20 protein-coding genes are annotated in these 18,727 nt (G+C 50.1%); 12 read left to right on the forward strand and 8 right to left on the reverse strand.

Features of this window, described 5'->3' with window-relative positions; all coding sequences use genetic code 11:
* The first annotated feature begins 57 nt into the window (after nt 1–57).
* Nucleotides 58–684 (forward strand): 3'-5' exonuclease, encoded by a 627-nt coding sequence (locus tag J3U76_RS03565; RefSeq protein ID WP_208004455.1) that lies wholly within the window; start codon nt 58–60, stop codon nt 682–684.
* Nucleotides 685–754: 70 nt separating this feature from the next.
* Nucleotides 755–1,624, forward strand: a complete 870-nt coding sequence (locus tag J3U76_RS03570; RefSeq protein ID WP_208004456.1) for a LysR family transcriptional regulator — start codon at nt 755–757, stop codon at nt 1,622–1,624.
* A 23-nt stretch (nt 1,625–1,647) separates the two neighbouring features.
* Here J3U76_RS03570 and J3U76_RS03575 read toward each other — a convergent pair whose 3' ends face one another.
* The 6 genes from J3U76_RS03575 to J3U76_RS03600 are packed head-to-tail and all read right to left on the reverse strand — an operon-like array spanning nt 1,648 to nt 5,615.
* Nucleotides 1,648–2,439: a sterol desaturase family protein gene (locus tag J3U76_RS03575; protein WP_208004457.1), complete on the reverse strand. Its 792-nt coding sequence runs from the start codon at nt 2,437–2,439 to the stop codon at nt 1,648–1,650.
* Nucleotides 2,432–3,106, reverse strand: coding sequence for a TIGR04282 family arsenosugar biosynthesis glycosyltransferase (locus J3U76_RS03580; RefSeq protein WP_208004458.1), 675 nt, complete (start codon nt 3,104–3,106; stop codon nt 2,432–2,434). Before J3U76_RS03580 ends, J3U76_RS03575 begins: the two co-directional genes overlap by 8 nt.
* Nucleotides 3,103–3,768 (reverse strand): TIGR04283 family arsenosugar biosynthesis glycosyltransferase, encoded by a 666-nt coding sequence (locus tag J3U76_RS03585; RefSeq protein ID WP_243454033.1) that lies wholly within the window; start codon nt 3,766–3,768, stop codon nt 3,103–3,105. The genes J3U76_RS03580 and J3U76_RS03585 overlap by 4 nt, the downstream gene beginning before the upstream one ends.
* The gene (gene arsS, locus J3U76_RS03590) at nt 3,765–4,751 is read right to left on the reverse strand and encodes an arsenosugar biosynthesis radical SAM (seleno)protein ArsS (protein WP_208004459.1); all 987 of its coding nucleotides are present in this window, start codon (nt 4,749–4,751) and stop codon (nt 3,765–3,767) included. Before arsS ends, J3U76_RS03585 begins: the two co-directional genes overlap by 4 nt.
* Nucleotides 4,752–4,800: 49 nt before the next feature.
* Complete coding sequence (locus tag J3U76_RS03595; protein ID WP_208004460.1) at nt 4,801–5,031, reverse strand: anti-sigma factor family protein; 231 nt, start codon at nt 5,029–5,031, stop codon at nt 4,801–4,803.
* Complete coding sequence (locus J3U76_RS03600) at nt 5,025–5,615, reverse strand: sigma-70 family RNA polymerase sigma factor (RefSeq protein ID WP_208004461.1); 591 nt, start codon at nt 5,613–5,615, stop codon at nt 5,025–5,027. Before J3U76_RS03600 ends, J3U76_RS03595 begins: the two co-directional genes overlap by 7 nt.
* Nucleotides 5,616–5,827: 212 nt before the next feature.
* Between J3U76_RS03600 and mtnK the strand changes: the two genes are divergently transcribed.
* Nucleotides 5,828–7,000, forward strand: coding sequence for an S-methyl-5-thioribose kinase (gene mtnK, locus J3U76_RS03605; RefSeq protein WP_208004462.1), 1,173 nt, complete (start codon nt 5,828–5,830; stop codon nt 6,998–7,000).
* A 66-nt stretch (nt 7,001–7,066) separates the two neighbouring features.
* On the opposite strand, the gene J3U76_RS03610 is transcribed toward mtnK, so the two are convergent.
* Nucleotides 7,067–9,217, reverse strand: coding sequence for an FAD-dependent oxidoreductase (locus J3U76_RS03610; RefSeq protein ID WP_208004463.1), 2,151 nt, complete (start codon nt 9,215–9,217; stop codon nt 7,067–7,069).
* Nucleotides 9,218–9,467: 250 nt separating this feature from the next.
* Here J3U76_RS03610 and J3U76_RS03615 point away from each other — a divergent pair, with 250 nt between their 5' ends.
* From J3U76_RS03615 to recR, 9 genes are all read left to right on the forward strand, one after another.
* Nucleotides 9,468–10,229 (forward strand): c-type cytochrome, encoded by a 762-nt coding sequence (locus J3U76_RS03615; RefSeq protein ID WP_208004464.1) that lies wholly within the window; start codon nt 9,468–9,470, stop codon nt 10,227–10,229.
* An 8-nt stretch (nt 10,230–10,237) separates the two neighbouring features.
* Nucleotides 10,238–10,966, forward strand: coding sequence for a DUF6969 family protein (locus J3U76_RS03620; RefSeq protein WP_208004465.1), 729 nt, complete (start codon nt 10,238–10,240; stop codon nt 10,964–10,966).
* Between the two features lie 13 nt (nt 10,967–10,979).
* Entirely contained in the window at nt 10,980–11,129 is a 150-nt protein-coding gene (locus J3U76_RS03625; RefSeq protein WP_208004466.1) for a hypothetical protein, read from the forward strand.
* A gap of 145 nt (nt 11,130–11,274) precedes the next feature.
* A complete protein-coding gene (locus J3U76_RS03630; RefSeq protein WP_208004564.1) occupies nt 11,275–11,667 on the forward strand; it encodes a YbaN family protein in 393 nt (130 codons plus the stop codon).
* 75 nt (nt 11,668–11,742) lie between these two features.
* Complete coding sequence (locus J3U76_RS03635) at nt 11,743–13,266, forward strand: carbon-nitrogen hydrolase family protein (RefSeq protein ID WP_208004467.1); 1,524 nt, start codon at nt 11,743–11,745, stop codon at nt 13,264–13,266.
* Nucleotides 13,267–13,395: 129 nt separating this feature from the next.
* The gene (gene apt, locus J3U76_RS03640) at nt 13,396–13,941 is read left to right on the forward strand and encodes an adenine phosphoribosyltransferase (protein ID WP_208004468.1); all 546 of its coding nucleotides are present in this window, start codon (nt 13,396–13,398) and stop codon (nt 13,939–13,941) included.
* Between the two features lie 36 nt (nt 13,942–13,977).
* A complete protein-coding gene (gene dnaX, locus J3U76_RS03645) occupies nt 13,978–16,338 on the forward strand; it encodes a DNA polymerase III subunit gamma/tau (RefSeq protein WP_208004469.1) in 2,361 nt (786 codons plus the stop codon).
* 35 nt (nt 16,339–16,373) lie between these two features.
* Complete coding sequence (locus tag J3U76_RS03650) at nt 16,374–16,703, forward strand: YbaB/EbfC family nucleoid-associated protein (protein WP_208004470.1); 330 nt, start codon at nt 16,374–16,376, stop codon at nt 16,701–16,703.
* A gap of 99 nt (nt 16,704–16,802) precedes the next feature.
* The gene (gene recR, locus J3U76_RS03655; protein WP_208004471.1) at nt 16,803–17,411 is read left to right on the forward strand and encodes a recombination mediator RecR; all 609 of its coding nucleotides are present in this window, start codon (nt 16,803–16,805) and stop codon (nt 17,409–17,411) included.
* A 461-nt stretch (nt 17,412–17,872) separates the two neighbouring features.
* Here the strand turns inward: recR and cdd are convergent, their stop codons facing one another.
* Nucleotides 17,873–18,727, reverse strand: a complete 855-nt coding sequence (cdd, locus tag J3U76_RS03660) for a cytidine deaminase (RefSeq protein WP_208004472.1) — start codon at nt 18,725–18,727, stop codon at nt 17,873–17,875.

Genomic DNA, 18,727 nt, shown 5'->3' on the forward strand with positions numbered 1-18,727 from the left:
GTTAACATAGCAGGCTAGGCGATGTTAATTTTCAATGAGCGATAAGTATGCTAAGCAATGAGTAAATACTTAATAAGACCGACTAAAGCCACCATGGCTGAGCTGCCAGAGTTTAGTGGTTTACCCCTTTGTCGTATTCACTTAGTGAACAATACAGAGCTGCTGCACTTTGCCGCGACTGAGTTAAACGCCTGCACTCACCTTGGATTTGATACAGAAAGTAAACCTACTTTTATAAAAGGAGAAGCGAGCACAGGACCACACTTAATACAGTTGGCCACCACTGAGCATGCTTTTTTATTTCAGATCTTGCCCGAGCAAGGGGTGGCAAGCGCGACACATCAGTTGCTGACACAGGTTTTACAGTCTCCTAATATAGTGAAAGTGGGCTTTGGACTATCATCAGATCGCAAGCCGCTGTGGCGTAACTTAGGCATAGTGTTAAACACCAGCTTTGAATTATCGAGTGCCATCAAGCAGATGGGCTATCAGCAACAGGTGGGGTTACAAGCTGGGGTGGCATTGGTATTAGCAGAGTACCTGCCTAAATCTAAACGGCAAACGCTTTCTAATTGGGCCGCCAAGCCTTTATCTGAAGCACAACTGCATTATGCTGCCAACGACGCTTATGCCAGTTTATGGGTGTATTTAATTATGAAAAGGTGGCATCTGTCAGGCAACTAAAGAGCTGAGGCCGTTTCTTCTTCATGTCTGGGGTTAGGTGGGCAGTCATCACCAATAATAAGGAACAAAGATGTTTATTTGGGAAGGTGTGAGTGAGTTTGTAGCAGTGGCCGAAGCCGAGAGCTTTACTCAGGCGGCTAAAAAATTAAACATTTCAACCGCCCAAGTAAGCCGACAAGTAAGCGGGTTAGAAGCACGACTGTCGACCAAGCTTTTTTATCGCACCACTCGTAAAGTGTCGGTGACGGAGGCGGGACAAATTTACTATCAGCATTGTCGGCAGGTGCTTGATGGGCTAGAAGAAGCCGAGCGTACCATTACTAATTTACAGCTAGTCCCTAAAGGCAAGCTTAGGTTAACCGCGCCAATTACCTATGGTGAAAAGACCATAGCACCATTAGTGAATGACTTTGTGCAGCGCTATCCTGAACTAGATGTACAAATGAACTTAACCAATCAAAAGCTGGACTTGGTGGCAGAGGGCTTTGATTTGGCAGTGCGCCTTGGCAAACTGGAAGACTCCAGCATGATGGCAAAGCGCCTGTCTTCTCGTACCCAGTATGTGTGTGCATCACCTCAGTATATCGCCACTTATGGTGAGCCTAAGCAGCCATTAGATTTAGAGCAACATAACTGCTTGCAAGGTAATTTAGATTACTGGCGCTTTCAAGATCAGGGCAAGGCGCGCAATATACGCGTTAGCGGTAATATCCGCTGCGATAGCGGCTGGGCCTTACTGGATGCCGCATTAAAAGGCATAGGGATAGTACAGCTACCCGATTATTATGTGCGCTCGGCATTAGCGAGTGCAGAGTTAGTCCCTTTATTGGCGCAGTATCAAGAGCCAGATGAGGGGATATGGGCACTGTATCCGCACAATCGTCATTTATCACCCAAAGTGCGTATGTTGTTAGACTTTTTAAGTGAATCGCTAAACTAATACGAGAGTGGTGTTTGGCTGGATTATTTACGTCGAAAAGGCTGTAATAGCTGCTGATGTAGACGCTGCTCGGCGGGGGTACGAAATTGCGTTAAGCCAATGGTCATCCCCACATGCCCAGCTTTAGGCGCTGCTTGATAGGTACCAAATAATCGATCCCACCAAGGAAGATTAAAGCCAAAGTTACTGTTTGTTTCAGCCGGGGTTACCGAATGGTGCACGCGGTGCATATCTGGTGTTACTAGTATGCGGCGAAGCACTATATCGAGCCGTGTTGGCAGGTTAATATTAGCGTGATTAAACATGGCGGTGGCATTAAGCAAGACCTCAAACAATAATACCGCCAGTGGCGGTGCGCCCAACAAAATTACAGCACTCAACTTAACCAGCATGGACAATAATATTTCTAACGGGTGAAAACGCAAACCAGTGGTGACGTCAAACCCCACATCTGCATGATGCACTCGGTGTAATCGCCACAGCAAGGGCAGGGCATGCAGCAGCCGATGTTGTAAGTAAATTAGTAAGTCAAGTATCAGCAGCGACAACACTAGGCTAAGCCAAGTAGGCACAGGCCACGCATTAAACAATCCCCAGTTTTGCTCGCTCGCCAACAGGGCCGCTCCAACCGCCGCTAACGGAAAACACCATCGTAAAATTAGCGTATTGATCACCAGTAACAATAGATTACGCGGCCAGCGTTGGCTACGATTTTGCGGCTGTGGCCGGCGTGGACTTCGCCATTCCCACCACATCATTAGCAGTAATATGCCGACAAAGCAGCCCAGCCGGATCCAAGGTTCAAGCTCAAACATCAGCAATTTCCTGTGACGCCTTGTGGAGAGTTAATACCTGCCGCCAGCTTGGTGTGAGCCAAAATAAATCTGCCGGTTCGTCAATGTCGCGCAGCCGTTCGGCCACCCTATAGCGCCAACCTAATTGGCTAAGCCGCTTTTGAGTGAGGGCAGCCACAGTATGCGTACTCCAAGGGATATTGTTAAATAAGGAATCCCTAAACTTGCGTAAGCCCAGCAGCGCATAGCCGCCATCTTCGGTGGGGTGCAATAAGGCATCTTGCGAACTTAAACGATGAGTTGCATCACGTAGCAACGTGGATGACAGTTGCGGGCAGTCGGTACCGACTAGCAACACTTGCTGCTGCGCCTTATGTCCAACTCTCGCATTGTCAGATAAGGCGCGGCGCGCGGCGTAGGCCATGCGATAACCTAAGTCCCCCTCGCCTTGATTGCTTAATATAAGCGTGGGTGGCAAGGAAATATCGGCCCATTTGGGATCATCAAAATCCGGACTCATGCACAGCTCAACGGGGCCTATGTTGGCGGTTAAACAAGCATGCAGTGTACTGTTTAGCATGTGTTGCGCCAATCGCGCCGTTGCTTCGGTGCCCAGTACACCCGCGAGTCGGGTTTTAGCCCGGCCCGCAACCGGTGCCTTGGCAAACACAATAATACGGGTATTCAACGGTACCTCCTTGCTAATTGTGTGGGGCACACGCCGCGCCAATAGGCAAAGCGCAACCGCCACATTAACCAGATGGTGCGCCATACGCCGTTTTGTTCCCAACGTCGACCCGAGGTAATCACTGTTTGTCTTAAGCAGGCGGGCTTACCCAAATGCTTTAGCCGCTGACTAAGGGCAATGTCTTCCATTAAATCTTGTTCGGGAAACCCCCCAACGGCGGAAAAGGCCGTGCGGTGCATAAACAGCGCTTGATCGCCGGTGGCAATGCCTGACAGGCGCGAACGCCAATTCATCATGGCGCTTATTACTTTTAGCATGGGATGCTGGCCGCTGATCTCCACATCAAATCGCCCCCACTGGTGCTGAGTTAATGCCGAGTTAATGAGTGACTCAAACTGGGCGGGTAGTTGAGTATCGGCATGCAAAAACAATAAATAATCGCCAGTCGCATGCATGCCTCCTAAGTTCATTTGCCGAGCGCGACCAGCGGTGGTACTTAGCACCATGCCCCCTTGTTGCTGTGCAATGGCCACCGATTGATCACTGCTGCCACCGTCCACCAATATCAACTCGATATGGGGTGAGTTATGCACCAAGGTAGCCAAAGTAGCAGGCAGCGCCTTAGCCTCATTGAGCATGGGCATAATAATAGACAGCGTCATGATGCTTTAACATCATCATGCAGTGCGCCACCACAGCTGCTGCCTTGGCCTGCGGTACAGCCATAACAATGCTCGGCGACGCGTATTGGCTGACCGTTAATATCGCGATGCAGTAGGTCACGCAGGTGAGGTCGACTTGCTTTGTGGTCGGCATCGGGCAGTCGCAACCCTAATTGCTGGTTAAAATCGCAGTCATATAAATAGCCTTGCCAGTCGACGCTGACGAGGTTACGGCACATTAAGTTGGCAAGGTTATCGGCAGAAAAATTGTCTTTTAGCAACCGTAAGTAATCATGAAACTGCCGCTTGGTGATCAGGTAATCACCAAAGCGCTTAATGGGCATATTAGCCAGCGCAAACAGGTGATTAAAGCGAATATCAAAATGCTCCCGTAGCGCTTGGCGATATGCCGCCTCTAATCCTTGTTGCTCCGGTGGTAAGCTTGGCCCTTGTGGGTTATAAACCAAATTTAATATCAAGCCAGAATCGGGCTGCCCATAACCTAACTTATTGAGCTGCTGCAATGCGGCTATGCTTTTATTAAAGGTACCTTTGCCGCGTTGCTTATCCACATTGTCCAGCTCGTAGCAGGGCAGTGACGCCACCACTTCTACTTGGTGAACGGCTAAAAAATTGGCCAGCGTCTCTTGGCCAGGCTCATATAAAATAGTGAGGTTACAGCGGTCTATCACATGCACACCTAGCTTGTGCGCGGCAATCACCACGTCACGAAAGCGTGGGTGCATTTCGGGGGCACCGCCAGTTAAATCGAGGGTGTTAAGCTTTTGCACTTTTAAGACACGGGTGATCAGAGCGAGGTTGGCGTCATCCATCATTTCGGTGCGATGCGGGCCGGCGGCCACATGGCAGTGCACGCACTTCATGTTGCACATATAGCCCAAGTTGACCTGCAGTGTGTCTAGTGCATTACGCTTGATTGCCGGAAAACCCGTTAAGTCTAGTAGAGGTAAAGTGTCTCTCATCATGCTTCCTTAATTGAGGCGAACCGCGTTTGGCACAAGTTCACCTGTGTTAGCTGCTGTCTTTATCAACCGTGCCTTGTGGGCCCAAGTTGGTCGGTGTGGTGTCGGGGCGGCGAGCAAAGGTATGGGCTAATGAACGAATGAGCGGTAATTGCCGTTCAAATTGACGACAGCCATTGCACATCGCGGTGTGCAACGCCAAAGAGAGTCGCTCAAATTGGCTTAAGGGGCGTTCTTGGCTCTCGGACATCAGCCGAGTGGCTTTGTGACAGCTCAACATGGGCAGTCTCCTTGTTGTTGCCAAGTGTTTTCTAGGCATTCGCGTAAACGTAACCTAGCTCGATAGAGCAACACATTTAGGTTGCTGACTGTTAAATCTAGTTCGAGGCAGATTTCGCGGCTTTCTAGACCAATAAACTCGCGCATCATAAAAGTACGTCCTTGATTAGGTGGCAGCTTGTCTAAACACAATTCAAACAGTGTCCAAAACTCATCATCTTCTTGGCTATTTTCTGGTGCACTCCACTCCACAGGGCGCTCTGCTTTGTACCACATGCCAAAACGGTTAAATAGCTGTTCTTCTAGGTCGTTATTGTCGTCGGCCCCTAGGCTGGTTAACGTGACTAGACGCTGGTTTTTGCGGATAATATCCACAATTTTGTGTTTAAGAATGGCAAACACCCAGTTTTTATAGGCGGCACGGCCTTTAAAACTATCTGCGTATTTAAAGGCTCCCAACATGGCTTCTTGCACTGCGTCTTCCGCCAGCTGGGCGTCTTTTAATTGTAAGGTGGCAAAGCGCAGCATTTGTCGGCGTAGCTCCTCAGATAACAAAGGGTGTACGGCATTGTGTTTATGATTCATCATGCCCCTTATTGGCTGACGGTTGATAACTCAGTATATGCGCTCTTATGCCTGAGCTCTTATTTAGGGTGCGAATGTTGCCAATATTGTGCTTTCTGTCCCGTTTGTGTTGTTATTCATTTAGCTTAGTCGCCGTTACTGTCGGTTTTGTTACAGCAGCAGGCTGCTTTTATTACTTTTCTATTAGCACAGGTTAAGAGCAAGGAGCGCTGATGAGCCAATATCGAATATTTAATGATGAAGATGCCATTACCTACGCACGAGAAGCGGCCCAGATTGGCCCAGAAGTCATATTGCAAGGAGCAGAAATAGGGGACGGCAACCTCAACCAGGTGTTTAAGGTGTGCCAGCCTGGTGATGCAACAGGATTGATTGTGAAACAGGCGCTTCCCTACATTCGTTGCATTGGTGAGTCTTGGCCTTTAACGCGAGATAGGGCTCGCATAGAAGCCGAAATATTGCTGCAACATGGGCAATTTTGCCCCCAGCACACGGTAGCTGTGTTGCATCACGATGTGTCTTTGTCGGCGATGCTGCTAGAAGACTTATCCAAGTTTCAAGTCTGGCGCCAAGCGTTGCTTAACGACCAGTATTTTGCCGATGCGCCTGTGCAGTTGGGAGAATATTTAGCGCTGGTGCACTTTCACAGCAGTGACTTTAAGCTTGATTATCAGACACAGCTCGCAGCACAAAGACAATTCGCCAACCCAGAGTTAATGTCAATAAGCGAAGCCGTGTATTTTGTCGATCCCTTTTGCGATCATGAACGCAATGATGTGGCCGCCAGTATTCGTCAAGATGCCGAGCAACTATGGGCCGATAAGGCATTAAAAATACGGGTAGCCAAGCTTAAGCACGAGTTTCGCTGCAAGGGCCAAGCCTTGCTGCATGGTGACTTGCATACCGGATCTGTGATGGTGGCGGCTGGCAAGCTAAAGGTGATTGATGCCGAGTTTGGTGGTTATGGCCCCATGGGGTTTGATGTTGGCGTGATGATAGCCAATTTGCTGCTTAATTTTTGTAGCCAGCCATCTTGGTCGCAACAGTCACTGCGCATTAAAGACGTTCACGCCTTTTGGCATAGCTTTAACACGCGGTTTTTTCTGTTGGCTAGCCAGACTTCGGACTCTGCTTTGGGCGCACCTGGTTATATAAGCGCATTTTTACGCCAAGTATGGCAAGACGCCTTGGGCTATGCCGGTTGCGAAATGATACGTCGCACCCTAGGCGTCGCCCATGTGGCGGACATTGAGAGTATTGCCGACCCCCTGCAAAAAACCGCCAGTCAACGCCAAGCATTGGCATTAGGCCGCACTCTTATCATGCAAGCAGACCAGATCAACGACGAACAACTAAAAAGCGTAGCGTTCGCCTACCGACCGTAGTGTTGCGTTTTTAGTTATAAATGTTGAGTTAAGCTCAACACTCGCCGCCGTGGTGGGCGGTATTTGTTACCCCCGTCGACGGCGGTGATAACGGCTTAGCCATGCCAAGGTGCGTGTTGGGGCATGAGCGCGCTTCCACTCGCCGGCCACGTACTTGTTGGCTTCTGCCAAGGTCGGATAAACATGAATGGTACCCAGAATCTTGTTTAGGCCGAGCTTATGTTTCATGGCCAGCACATACTCGGCCAGTAAATCACCAGCATGCTCACCGACTATGGTCACCCCTAATATTTTATCGTTGCCGGGCACGGTTAACACCTTGATAAAGCCCTGATCTGAGCCGTCTGTGATGGCCCTGTCCAGTTCGTCCAACTCAAATCGAGTCACTTCATAGGCAATATCTTGCTCTGTCGCTTCTTGTTCGCTCAAGCCTACTCGGGCCACTTCCGGGTCGACGAAGGTGCACCAAGGCACTACCGAATAATCAACCTTAAAGCGTTTGAACTGGCCAAATAGGGCATTCACGCTGGCATACCACGCCATGTGGGCGGCGGTGTGAGTAAACTGGTAGGGGCCGGCCACGTCGCCGGCGGCGTAAATGTTGGGAAACAGGGTTTCCAGATATTCGTTGGTGGTAACGGTACGCTCGGTGGGGATGCCCAGTGCCTCCAGGCCGTAGCCTTGTAACCGCGCCTTGCGGCCGAGCGCCAGTAATAAGTCGTCACATTCCAGTACCATCTCTTGATCCTGGTGCGTGGCGATAACGCGGATGCCAGCGCCGTTTTGCTCTACCCGCAGCGGGCTGTGCTCGGTCAGTACTCGCACCCCGTCATTGCTGAGGGCATTGTTGACCCAGCCACTGACTTCCCTGTCTTCTTTTGGCATCAGACGCGGGTTGCGCTGTAATAGAGTGACCTCGGACCCTAAACGGGAGAAGGTTTGCGCCAGCTCGCAGCCGATGGGGCCGCCGCCCATGATCAATAGTCGTTTGGGCGGCGTGTCACGCTTAGCCATGGCGTCCCATAATGTGTCGCTGGTTAGATAACTGACCTCATCTAGCCCTGATATGGAGGGAACTGCGGCGCTGGCACCGGCGGCAATAATGATGCTGCGGGCGGTCAGCCGCCGGATGTTACCATCGGCCAAGGTGACTTCCACCGTCCAAGGGTCGACCAGCTTGGCGTAACCTTGCAATACCTCTACGCCAAGTCCGGTGTAACGCTCTACGCTGTCGTGGGGTTCGACCTTGTGGATCACCGCCTGCACCCGCTGCATAACCTGTTTGAAGCTGAATTCCGGTTGGGTGCGGGTCAAACCGTACTGTTCGGCGTGGCGCATCTGATGGGCTAACTTAGCGCTGCGGATCAAGGCTTTGCTCGGCACGCAGCCGGTATTGAGACAGTCGCCGCCCATCTTGTCGGCTTCAATCAGGGTGACCTTAGCCTTAACCGCCGCCGCTATGTAGGCGCTGACTAGCCCGGCGGCACCGGCACCGATCACAATAAGATTGCGGTCAAAATGGCGAGGTTTGTTAAAACCACGATACACTTTTTGGCGTTGCACCAAGCGCAGCACAGCGCGGGTCAGCAACGGAAACAGGCCCAGCAAGGCAAACGAAGCTAACAAAGCCGGCGACAGTATGCCGCTTAAGCTGTTAATGGCGGCCAACTGGGTACCGGCGTTCACGTACACTAGGGTACCGGGCAGCATGCCGAGCTGGCTCACCCAATAAAAGGTGCGGGCGGGCAGGGCGGTGAGTCCCATCAGCAAGTTGATGATGAAAAACGGAAACACCGGCACTAGGCGCAGGGTAAACAAATAGAAGGCACCATCGCGGCTGATGCCTTTGTCGATGGCCTTGAGTCGGTCACCGAAGCGCAGCTGTACCTGATCTCGCAGTAGAAAACGCGACACCAGAAAGGCCAAGGTGGCGCCGATACTAGAGGCAAACGACACCAACAGCAACCCCTGCCAGACGCCGAAGAAGGCCCCGGCGGCCAGCGTCATAATGGCGGCACCAGGTAAAGATAAGGCCGCCATCACGACATAAAGCACGAAAAAACCGCCGGCCATCAACCAGAACGACTCGGCTCGCAGCGTGGCAATGTGCGCTTGTTGTTGTTTTAGAGCCTCGAGGGTGAACCAATCGCCGATATCGAAGAAGAAAAACAGGGCGACCAGCAGCAATAGCAGGGCAAGCAGCAGGGGTTTGCGCATAACAACATCCTTTTTATGACGATGAGGCCGACCTTTATGGCATTGAAGCTAAATAGTGCCGACTATTATTAACATGGTGATGATGAATAAAGACACAACAGGACGAAGAATTCTTACAACGAGATTAGGAGATAGTTAATAAAAATAAGCTGTTTTTGTAATAACCAAACAGTTTGACGCGTCTTATTACTATGCAGGTACTTTTTATGCGTTTCCTGCCATGGATGACCCTATCTTAAGGAGTATGATCATGCGTCTATGTCATTTTCACTTAGAATCTCACTTTCGTATAACCCCCGTTGCCGCTTTAGTGTCGGCATCCTTGTTGGCTTTAGCGTTATCGGGCCCAGTGCTTGCCGCTGAGTCGGGGGGATCTTTAGCACAAGAGAAGGCAGTGCAACAAATAGCCATGAGTAAGAAGCCTTGTGCTGCTAACCCTTGCGCTACCAAGAATCCTTGTGCGGTGAAGAGTCCGTGTTCGGCTAACCCCTGTGCAACCAAAAATCCTTGCGCGGCCAAACCGGCGGCAGTGAACCCTTGTGCAGCCAAGGCGGTACAGCGGCCTGACAATTATCAGCCTTACCAAGGCGAACATGCCGAGCTGGTGACGCTGGGCAAGACGCTTTTTAACGATACCAGCCTAAGCAGCAATGGCCTTGCTTGCAGTAGCTGTCACCAAGGTCAGCTGATGTATCAGGCAAGCTTTGCCATGGCGTACCCGCATCCGGTGGCGATGGCACAAGATCAGTTTGGTCTAAGTCAGGTGCATCTGGATGAAATGATCCAAATTTGTATGATGTCGCCGATGGCGACTCAGCCCTTAGCGTGGGACTCGAAAAAACTAGCCGCCTTAGTGGCCTATGTACAAACCGAGCAAGTCAGCCATTCACCCAGTGGCGCTAATCCCTGTGCGGCGAAGAACCCGTGTGCTGTGAAAAGCCCGTGTTCGGCTAATCCCTGTGCAGTGAAAAGCCCATGCAAGGCTAATCCTTGTGCGGCCAAGTCACAGTAAGGATGTCTATGACTACTACCATACCCAGACTGGTGCCGCCGGTGGCAGCCAGCCTGACGCCTGCCGACATCAGCCGGCTACGTGAAGCCGGTGCCCAAATTCGGGAATGCTATCGGGTGATGAGCAAAGGCGGGGTCAATATCGTCGGGGAAGTGCTCAAAGGGCAGGGGACCTTTTTCGAGATGACTCACTATCCGCTGGACGATGTACTCGATAAAGACAGTCACAGTCAGTATTACTACCATGCCCATCGCGGTGGCGAACAAGAGCATGGCCACTTCCATACCTTTTTGCGTGCGCCAGGCATTCCCGCCGAGTTGCGTATGCTGGATTATCCACAGGCCAGCGAGCCCTGGCCCCAAGGGGACAAGGCGATTGCTCATCTGGTTGCCATCTCCATGGATGCCTGGGGCTTTCCCTCAAGCCTGTTCGCCTGTAATCGCTGGGTGACCGATGAAAGCTGGTACCCGGCCGAGGCGGTGCTCTCGATGCTGGACCGCTTCGTTATCGATCATGCCAGTCCGTCTTGGCCGGTAAATATCTGGCTGAGCAACATGCTGGTATTATTCCGGCCTCATATCGCAGCGCTGCTGGTGCACCGGGATGCGGTGATCAATCAGTGGCAATTGCAGCATCCAGAGCAGGACATATTTGAGAACCGGCAGCTGGAGATCACCGGTCAGCTGTCCATTTCGGTGGATGATTGGCTAACCGAGCTGGAGGCCGTGTTGGTTTAAAGCTACCTTGGCCATGTTGTTGCTGGGGCTGGCGCTGGCGCTGGTGATATCGGCGGCTTCTACCTTGGACTCAACCTTGTCTAGTGCCGCTAAGCAGTTGGTGGTCGATATGGAGTTGTGCCGCCCCTCTGCGGGTAGCGGTCGCCTGGCCATGGCACTGTGACGCCCAACCCCCCGATAGATAACGCCCTCTACACATCACAAAAACGCAAGGCGGGTACCGCTTGCCTGACAAACCCACTGATATTTGGGCTCCTTGTCGGGGAGACTTCTTGCTATCATTGATGGCAGGTTTTAGGGAGGGCGTGATGCGTATCTTATTTGCCCTATTAGGGGGCGTTTCATTATTCTTAGGCTTAATTGGTGCCTTCTTACCCGTGCTGCCTACCACACCATTTATTTTATTAGCCGCCTTGTTGTTTAGTAAATCTTCGCCTCGTTTGCATCGTTGGATGTTGAACCACCCTTGGTTTGGCACCCTGATCCGAGACTGGCAGACCTATCGGGGTTTACGGCCTAAGATCCGGCGCAGAGCAATATGGATGATGGCCATCAGCTTTGCATTTTCCATTTACATGGTGCCATTATGGCCGGTTAAAGCAGGGTTAGTGCTCACCTTTGTTATCTTATTAGCGTGGTTTTTACGCTTGCCGTTAGTGCCCGAACCGCCTCAAGGGGACAAAGAGGGTCGCTCCCCCTGATAGAAATCACGAACAGATTTGTGAATCTGCTCTGTAAAAAACAACTCTACTCATTGCCATACCGGAGTGTACTGCATGACTCAGCCTGAAGATCTGTATCTTAATTTACGTAACTTAACACTCGATGACTACGATCAGCTGCAAGTACTGATGAACCGTGTCTATCATGATATTGGTGGTGCTTGGCCCAAAGCGACCATAAAAGCCTTAATTGAGCAGTTTCCAGATGGTCAAATTTGCATTGAGGATAGCGGCAACCTGGTGGCCGTTGCGCTAACCGTTAGTGTTAAATATGATCGTTTTAGCAACCCCCATACTTATGATGATCTTATTTTAAGTAACGAAAAAATTAGGCATAGCGATAAGGGCGACTCTTTATATGGCTTAGATGTTTTTATTCAGCCTGAATACCGAGGTTTTCGACTGGGGCGAAGACTATACGAGGCGCGTAAAGAGCTGTGTCGGTCACTGAATCTTAGGGCTATTTTGGCTGGTGGGCGTATTCCGGGTTATTTTCAACACAGTGAGCAATATACGCCGGCAGAATATATTGATCGGGTAGACCGTAAAGAAATTTACGATCCTATTTTGAGCTTTCAATTAGCCAACGATTTTCAAGTGACTCGCTTGATGCACAAATACCTACCGGAAGATGAAAAGTCTTTGGGGTATGCCACCTTACTTGAATGGCGCAATATTTTGTATACGCCGCCTTCTTCGGTACTAAACGAAAAAAAGGTTCAAGTGCGGATGGGCGCGGTGCAGTGGCAAATGCGTGAGTTTGCCTCAGTAGACGAAGTATTGGAGCAGGTTGAATACTTCGTCGACGCTTTGTCTGATTATCAGAGTGATTTTGCGTTGTTTCCTGAGTTTTTTAATGCGCCTTTAATGGGCTTAACTGATCAGGTAGACCAAACCCGAGCTATTCGTTATTTAGCAGAATATACCCCACAGTTTCGAGATAGAATGTCGGACATGGCGGTAAGCTACAACATTAATATCATTACCGGTTCTATGCCATTAATCGAAGATGATCGTGTTTATAATGTATCTTATCTTTGTCATAGAGATGGGCGGGTTGACGAACAGCGCAAAATTCATATTACGCCTCATGAACGCAGAGACTGGGTCATAGAAGGGGGCAATAAATTTGATGTGTTTGATACGGACGCAGGGCGTGTGGCTATTTTAATTTGTTACGATATTGAGTTTCCTGAACTCGGTCGTATTGCTGCCAGCAAAGAGGTGGACATTATTTGCGTGCCATTTTGGACAGATACCAAAAATGGTTACTTGCGGGTGCGCCATTGTGCCCAAGCACGAGCCATTGAAAACGAATGTTATGTGGTGATCACAGGCAGTGTGGGCAATTTACCTAAAGTACAAAACCTAGACGTACAATATGCGCAGTCATCGGTTTTTTCTCCGTCTGATTTTGCTTTCCCTCATGACGCTGTTATGGCTGAAACAACGCCTAATACCGAGATGATTATGTTCTCGGATATGGATTTAGAAAAGCTCACCTTAGTACGTAACGAGGGCTCAGTGACTAACCTAAAAGACAGACGAACCGATCTTTATAACATTGTGACTCGTTAATCTTGCTTAAGGTTGCTTCGCCAGGGTCAATGCTGATTGTTGCATTGGCGTTGGCTAAGCCCTAAGCTAGCTGCCGTTGTAAATTTACATGCTGAGCTCTTACTTTTAGGGTTGATAAGGCCGAACATTATGAAACAAGAAACGCTTAAGCTCATTGCCGATAGCATTGCTTCTGTCCCTGACTACCCAAAGCCTGGGGTAGTATTTCGAGATATAACCAGCCTAGTAGAAAATGCTGAGGCGTTTAAAGCGACCATTGAAGCCATTGTTGAACGGTATCAAGATGCGGGTATCAACAAGGTATTGGGCACCGAGGCCCGAGGATTTATTTTTGGGGCGCCCGTTGCCGCCGCCCTAGGGGTTGGTTTTATTATGGCGCGTAAACCTAATAAGTTACCCCGAGACGTCATTGAAGTTGAGTACGACTTGGAATACGGCAAAGATAAACTGCAAATTCATGTTGATGCTATTTTACCCGGCGAAAAAATCTTAATTATTGATGATCTATTAGCCACTGGTGGCACAGTAGAAGCCGCTGTAAAACTGGTGCGCCGTTGTGGCGGTGAGGTGCAAGAGGCGGCCTTTGTGGTGGCATTACCGGCACTCGGTGGTTTGCAACGCCTTAATAACATGGGCATTCGTGTGAATAGCTTGGTGCAGTTTGATGGCGAGTAGCCAGAGTTCACAAATCACAATGGTCACTAATAACTGATGAATTACCAGGTTCTTGCCAGAAAATGGCGCCCGCAGCGCTTTGCCGATGTAGTGGGTCAGCAACATGTGCTGACCGCATTAATTAATGCCCTCTCTCAGGGTCGGCTGCATCATGCCTACTTGTTTAGCGGCACTCGGGGCGTAGGGAAAACATCCATTGCTCGGCTATTAGCTAAAGCGCTTAATTGCGATCATGGCATTACTCCAGACCCTTGTGGTAGCTGTGCCAGTTGTCAAGAAATTGAGCAAGGGCGCTTTGTTGATTTACTTGAAATAGACGCCGCGAGCCGTACTAAGGTCGAAGACACGCGAGAGTTGCTCGATAATGTGCAATATCAGCCCGCTCGTGGTCGCTTTAAAGTGTATTTAATCGATGAAGTGCATATGTTGTCGCGGCACAGCTTTAATGCACTGTTAAAAACACTGGAAGAGCCCCCGCCTCATGTTAAGTTTTTGCTGGCAACAACGGATCCACAAAAACTGCCGATTACGATTTTATCGCGCTGCTTACAGTTTCATTTAAAGAGCCTTGAGCCCGAGCAAATTGATACTCAGTTGCAGCATATTCTGGAACACGAACAACTTCCCTTTGAGGCGCAAGCCACAGCGGCTTTGTCTCGTGCGGCAGACGGCAGCTTGCGTGATGGCTTAAGTTTAACCGATCAGGCGCTGGCCTTTGGTAATGGAGAGGTGAAACTGGCATGGGTTGAGTCTATGCTGGGCAACCTGAATCGCAGCCAGTTATTAGCGCTCATTGAGGCTATTTTGTCTGGCCAAGGTGATGTCTTGCTCGCGCAGGTGGCAGAGCTTGCCAGTTTAGGGCCCGATTACGATCAGGTACATAAAGAGTTAATAGGCTTTTGGCACCAACTGGCCTTGGCGCAACTGGTGGCGGCGTCGCCTCAGCAACCTTATGCCGAAGAGCTGAATCGGCTGGCGCCTTTGGTGTCATCAGAGCAAATACAGGTTTTTTATCAAATCTGTTTACAAGGCCGTAAAGATTTACCCTTTGCTCCCGATGGTCGTTCGGCATTAGAGATGACGTTACTGCGCACCTTGGCATTTCGCCCAGAAGCGCCTGTGGTCACCACCAATGTTGCTTTTGGCAGCCTTGCTAGCGCTGTGCCTAAAGAGGTGAGCCCCACAGTAAAAAAGCCTGAGCCGCCGCCCATTAAAGAGGCGCCATCAACGCCTGCTGCTCATGAGCCCACGGCGGCTTCATTAGAACAAGAGCAAAATGAAATATGGGAGCAAGCAGCTCGGCTAGGGCAAGCTTCGCCGTCTGCGGTGGCTTCTGAGCAGCCCTCAGCAGGCACGGCTAAGGCAGCGTTACCAGACGAAGCGCTACATACACCTATATCCGATAACGAATCTAAAGCAGCGGTAACACCTGCGCCAGTGGCTAAACCGTCATCGGCTGATGCAATAGAAGACCCAGCGGCTGCAGACGTTGCACGGTTGCGTCGTTTATTACAAACTCGCAATCGTTTACGCAGTCAAGAGCCAGATAAAGCGGCACCTGCCCCAACAGTGACGCCAATAGCCAAGCCGAGTGTTACGCCCACAGCGCCGCCGGTACAAGCAACACAGTCGCAAGCTCAGGTGCAGGATCAAGAACCGATCAGGGCAGCAGAAAAACCAAGCATACCCGCATCGGGAGCTTCTCGTGCCGATGAGTTACCACCGCTAGATGCCTATGATGACGCCAATTGGCAAAACGAGGATCAAGACTTGCCGCCCTGGCATGCCGACGGGCAGTCTACTCAGGCAACGCCATTAGCACCATCAACAGCACAGGCACAAGCCTCCTCTCGTGCAGAGGCAGGGCAGTTGCAGCGAACAGCACAGCCTCAACCGGCGTCTTCTGTTGTCCCTAATGTTGCTGCTCATGCGCCTGCGGGACCTTTGACGAAAGCGCAACACAGTGCTAGCGATCCTGAACCGTTAAAAGCGATTAGCTTATTACCTCAAGCTGAAGATAGTTGGACTCGCTTGGTTGCAGAATTACCCTTAGGCGGCTTATTACGACAACTCGCGATGCACAGCAGCCGCGAAGAAATCACCGAACAGCAATGGCAATTGTGGCTACAGCCACAACATAAGCACTTATTAAACGAAAAAAGCCGACAAGAATTAGAGTCGGTGATCCAGCAACATATCTCTCAGCCCATTACTGTGCTGGTAACAGTAGGGCAGCAAACAGGTCTGCAAACGCCGTTTGAAATAGAGCAAGTGCTATATCAAGCCGCCATTGCTCAGGCAAAAGATGAAATTAAAGGCGATGATGCGGTACAATTTTTAATATCGCGCTTTGCAGCAGTACTAGATGAAGATAGCATTGAACCTATGGTGCAATAGCACCGTTTTTATCCATTAATAAAGAGTGAGTAATTATGTTTGGTAAAGGTGGAATGGGCAACATGATGAAACAGGCCCAGCAGATGCAAGAAAAAATGCAGAAGCTACAAGAAGAGTTGGCCGAGTTAGAAGTGGTTGGCGAAGCTGGCGCAGGCTTAGTAAAAGTTACCATGGCCGGCAGCCACTCTGTACGTCGTGTTGAGTTAGACGACAGCCTGTTTGAAGACGACAAAGAGCTAATAGAAGACTTACTTGCAGCAGCAACAAACGATGCTGTGCGTCGTATTGAAGAGCAAAATAAAGCGCGCATGAGCGAAATTACCGGTGGTATGAACTTACCGGCCGGCTTCAAAATGCCGTTCTAAATTGATTATTTATCAATAATTTAAAAAGCTGGAAACTACAGGTTTCCAGCTTCTAGCTTCCAGCTTCCAGCTTTATCCTCGAACTTCCAGAGTAAATTCATGCGTTTTAGCCCCCTGTTAGATGAATTAATCAAGAGCCTACAAGTGTTGCCTGGTGTTGGGCCTAAATCTGCGCAACGTATGGCCTTTGCTATGCTAGAGCGCCAGCGCAGTGGTGGCCGACGTTTAGCGCATGTATTAGATCAGGCGCTAGAGCATATAGGCCATTGTCGCCAGTGCCGAACCTTTACCGAAGAAAGAGTCTGTGGTCTTTGTACTAATCCTAAGCGCGCAGTGAGTGGCCAACTATGCATAGTAGAAAGCCCAGCTGATGTGGTGGCCATTGAGCAGACCGGTCAATATCAGGGGCGTTATTTTGTGTTAATGGGGCACTTGTCACCACTTGATGGCGTCGGGCCTGAAGAGCTAGGGTTAGATAAGTTAGCGGACTTATTAGCAACTGAGGCATATCAAGAAGTCATTTTAGCGACTAACCCCACAGTAGAAGGGGAGGCGACAGCCTATTACATTGCCGATATTGCCCGCAGCCAAGACGTTAACGTTAGCCGCATCGCCCACGGCGTGCCCATTGGTGGCGAACTCGAGCTAGTTGACGGCAACACCCTCACTCACTCCTTTATGGGCCGCAAAGTGTTTAGTGAGCAATGAAGCACTGACAGCCATCAGCCATCAGCTATCAGCCATCAGCTTTCAGCTGTCAGTTAAAGACAAACACGCTTTTTGTAGCATTGTGGTGCACCTCTACATGGGTGTTTAGGGTTGGTTTTTAAACTGAAAGCTGGCCGCTTACGGCTGACAGCTTTCAGTTCGGCCGTCATTGCGAGGAGTGCAACGACGCGGCAATCCATCTAACAAGCAGCTGTACGCCTTACGCTGACCGCTGTACGAAAAACCAAACCGCGTTTTTAACTGATAGCTGTACGCCTTACGCTAACCGCTGTACGAAAACCAAAACCGGTGTTTTCTTTGACGTAATGCGTACCGCGTAAAGCGTACAGCGCTCTTTTGGTCGAATAAATTCGACCCTACACTCGGTTGTATTTTCTTTAACTGACAGCTGAAAGCTGACGGCTGAAAGCTGATGGCTCTCAGTTCTGCGCTGTTTATTTTTAAAACTGAACTGTTTCTAGTTTAACATCGCAGGCAGCGGCTAATACTTGAGCGGCATTGTGGGTTTGCTGCACTTGGGTGCTGGCCTCAACTAAACAAGCGCGTTCGATATCTGAGGGCTGATAACCGTTTAAAAACAGCTGGCTTAAGGCAAGCTGCATAGGGCCTAGGCCTGGATTAAAGGCGGCGTTTTCTAGGTATCTCCCCCGACAAATCTGCCCGCCTTCTAATTGCAGTGCAACCCCTGCCCGATTTTGGCTATAAGGTGCATAGCTGGCATTGGCTTCATCGATGGCGAGCAACATTAAGGCATCATGCGGATTAATATCAGGGTTGTTCACCGCAGCCAAGGTACCTGTCGGTGCGGTTAGCATGCCGTAACTTTGGGATAAATCTGCGGGTCCAAAGGCATGGGGCAGTAATTCATTCAGCATCACATGCGCCTCAGGCAACACCAGCATTAGGCTTTCTTGATTTAACTCATGCATAAATTGACGACAGTGGCCACAAGGGCTGGCACTGACTATGACCTTCTCAATATGCTGTTCATCAAACAAGGCGGCATGACCGATGGCGGCTTGCTCGGCATGCAAGGCGTTATTAAGAGACTGGCCAGCCAACTCCATATTGGCCCCTAAATACCAATGGCCGGAGCCGCTAATGGCAATAGCACCAACCTTAAAGTCAGAGACAGGCACTTGGGCTTTTTGTTGGGCTAACGGTAGTAGGGCAAGGGCGAGGGCCTCTTCACCTAGCTGGGTGGCCTTGGTTAATAGCGTAATTTGTGTAGGACTAAAACGGGCAGCATCGGCTAATCGGTGCTGGGCTAAGGTATTTTTTAATACATCACTCAT

The sequence above is a fragment of the Oceanisphaera pacifica genome (assembly GCF_017498065.1).
GTDB classification, from domain to species: domain Bacteria; phylum Pseudomonadota; class Gammaproteobacteria; order Enterobacterales; family Aeromonadaceae; genus Oceanimonas; species Oceanimonas pacifica.

Excerpts from the sequence above, each read along its gene's own strand:
- J3U76_RS03565 (WP_208004455.1), top strand. The coding sequence starts at position 58 with ATGAGTAAATACTTAATAAGACCGACTAAAGCCACCATGGCTGAGCTG.
- J3U76_RS03570 (WP_208004456.1), top strand. The coding sequence starts at position 755 with ATGTTTATTTGGGAAGGTGTGAGTGAGTTTGTAGCAGTGGCCGAAGCC.
- J3U76_RS03575 (WP_208004457.1), bottom strand. The coding sequence starts at position 2,439 with ATGTTTGAGCTTGAACCTTGGATCCGGCTGGGCTGCTTTGTCGGCATA.
- J3U76_RS03585 (WP_243454033.1), bottom strand. The coding sequence starts at position 3,768 with ATGACGCTGTCTATTATTATGCCCATGCTCAATGAGGCTAAGGCGCTG.
- arsS (WP_208004459.1), bottom strand. The coding sequence starts at position 4,751 with ATGAGAGACACTTTACCTCTACTAGACTTAACGGGTTTTCCGGCAATC.
- J3U76_RS03595 (WP_208004460.1), bottom strand. The coding sequence starts at position 5,031 with ATGTTGAGCTGTCACAAAGCCACTCGGCTGATGTCCGAGAGCCAAGAA.
- J3U76_RS03600 (WP_208004461.1), bottom strand. The coding sequence starts at position 5,615 with ATGAATCATAAACACAATGCCGTACACCCTTTGTTATCTGAGGAGCTA.
- mtnK (WP_208004462.1), top strand. The coding sequence starts at position 5,828 with ATGAGCCAATATCGAATATTTAATGATGAAGATGCCATTACCTACGCA.
- J3U76_RS03610 (WP_208004463.1), bottom strand. The coding sequence starts at position 9,217 with ATGCGCAAACCCCTGCTGCTTGCCCTGCTATTGCTGCTGGTCGCCCTG.
- J3U76_RS03615 (WP_208004464.1), top strand. The coding sequence starts at position 9,468 with ATGCGTCTATGTCATTTTCACTTAGAATCTCACTTTCGTATAACCCCC.
- J3U76_RS03620 (WP_208004465.1), top strand. The coding sequence starts at position 10,238 with ATGACTACTACCATACCCAGACTGGTGCCGCCGGTGGCAGCCAGCCTG.
- J3U76_RS03625 (WP_208004466.1), top strand. The coding sequence starts at position 10,980 with ATGTTGTTGCTGGGGCTGGCGCTGGCGCTGGTGATATCGGCGGCTTCT.
- J3U76_RS03630 (WP_208004564.1), top strand. The coding sequence starts at position 11,275 with ATGCGTATCTTATTTGCCCTATTAGGGGGCGTTTCATTATTCTTAGGC.
- J3U76_RS03635 (WP_208004467.1), top strand. The coding sequence starts at position 11,743 with ATGACTCAGCCTGAAGATCTGTATCTTAATTTACGTAACTTAACACTC.
- apt (WP_208004468.1), top strand. The coding sequence starts at position 13,396 with ATGAAACAAGAAACGCTTAAGCTCATTGCCGATAGCATTGCTTCTGTC.
- dnaX (WP_208004469.1), top strand. The coding sequence starts at position 13,978 with ATGAATTACCAGGTTCTTGCCAGAAAATGGCGCCCGCAGCGCTTTGCC.
- J3U76_RS03650 (WP_208004470.1), top strand. The coding sequence starts at position 16,374 with ATGTTTGGTAAAGGTGGAATGGGCAACATGATGAAACAGGCCCAGCAG.
- recR (WP_208004471.1), top strand. The coding sequence starts at position 16,803 with ATGCGTTTTAGCCCCCTGTTAGATGAATTAATCAAGAGCCTACAAGTG.
- cdd (WP_208004472.1), bottom strand. The coding sequence starts at position 18,727 with ATGAGTGATGTATTAAAAAATACCTTAGCCCAGCACCGATTAGCCGAT.